The sequence below is a fragment of the Methylobacterium nigriterrae genome (assembly GCF_037106235.1).
In the GTDB taxonomy this organism is placed as follows: Bacteria; Pseudomonadota; Alphaproteobacteria; order Rhizobiales; family Beijerinckiaceae; genus Methylobacterium; species Methylobacterium nigriterrae.
The window spans coordinates 1-1001 of the sequence record NZ_JBAWTG010000415.1; the positions used below are offsets into that span (position 1 = coordinate 1).

The following is a 1001-nucleotide window of genomic DNA, read 5'->3' on the forward strand; positions in this document are numbered from 1 at the left end:
GTCGAATTCATCTGTCGAAGCGCCGCATGGAGCGGCTGTCCCGCTCGTCATTCTGCCTGCGCTCGGTCCGGTACTTGTCCGCGTCGCGCTGAATTCGCTCCAGCTGGCGCGCGGCTTCTGCCCGCCGCTCCTGTGCCCGCGCCATGTCGTTGAGCGCGTTGGTCGCCCGGACGGCGTTGAAGTCCTGCGCCTCAAGCGGCGAGGCGAAGGTCAGGACGATGCCGGCGAGGACCAGGGCGCGGGTCATGCTTGCGGATCTGGAGCGGTGTGACGCGAAGGCCAAGTCGAAGTCCGTGTTGCTCGACTGCCTGGAGGGGGCGAACCGCGACGTCTTGGCTGCGGCCTAGCGATCGAGCGGTTTACCTGACGCGCCGCCTAGCTGTGCAGGCCCATTGCAGACAGCTCCTCTGTACGAGGCCTTCTCGTCCCCTGCACATGCCTCTTTGCAGGCAGCTCCACTTCGCGCACGGCTCTGCCGGATTATATCCTCTTCCGCCGCAGACGGGCAGGCCTTGAGCCAGCGCGCTCGATCCAACGAGGTCGGTCATCAGCAAAAGGCCAACAACGAGGCTTAGTCGCCCAACCATGACTCTGCTCCTCAGCGTCGCCCGCTCATCCTGCGATCAAGCTTCATTGGAAGGCCGATCAAGCACAAGACGCTCAAGCGGGGAGTACGGCGACGCACGAGTTCACGCGGTGTGAAGCGCAAGACAGGTCGAACCTGCCGCCAGGCCAGCGCGCCACAGCTGGCAAGGATGCGGCGGCGGTCGAGCGGGGCGAGGCGGTCGAGCTCGTCAGCGGCCGGCTCTAGGGCCTCGGGATCGTGCTCGGCCTCGCGGAGCTTGGCATTCATGGCCGCAGCACGGGGGCCGGCGAGAAGGCCGGCGATGGCACGTAGGGAGCGGAGGCGGGCCCGCAGCTCCGCAGCATCGAGGCCGGGGCGCCAGGGGCCGAACTGTCTGGAAGTGTGCATGATCCTAGTTCTGGAATTTGTTCCTGTC

2 protein-coding genes are annotated in these 1001 nt (G+C 66.2%); both read right to left on the reverse strand.

What is annotated here, in order from left to right:
* Positions 1-7: 7 nt before the first annotated feature.
* Positions 8-247, reverse strand: coding sequence for a hypothetical protein (locus WDW90_RS37480; protein WP_336492783.1), 240 nt, complete (start codon positions 245-247; stop codon positions 8-10).
* A 351-nt stretch (positions 248-598) separates the two neighbouring features.
* Positions 599-1001 (reverse strand): hypothetical protein (locus WDW90_RS37485; RefSeq protein ID WP_336492784.1); only part of this gene is annotated, 403 nt, incomplete at its 5' end.

Excerpts from the sequence above, each read along its gene's own strand:
- WDW90_RS37480 (WP_336492783.1), bottom strand. The coding sequence starts at position 247 with ATGACCCGCGCCCTGGTCCTCGCCGGCATCGTCCTGACCTTCGCCTCG.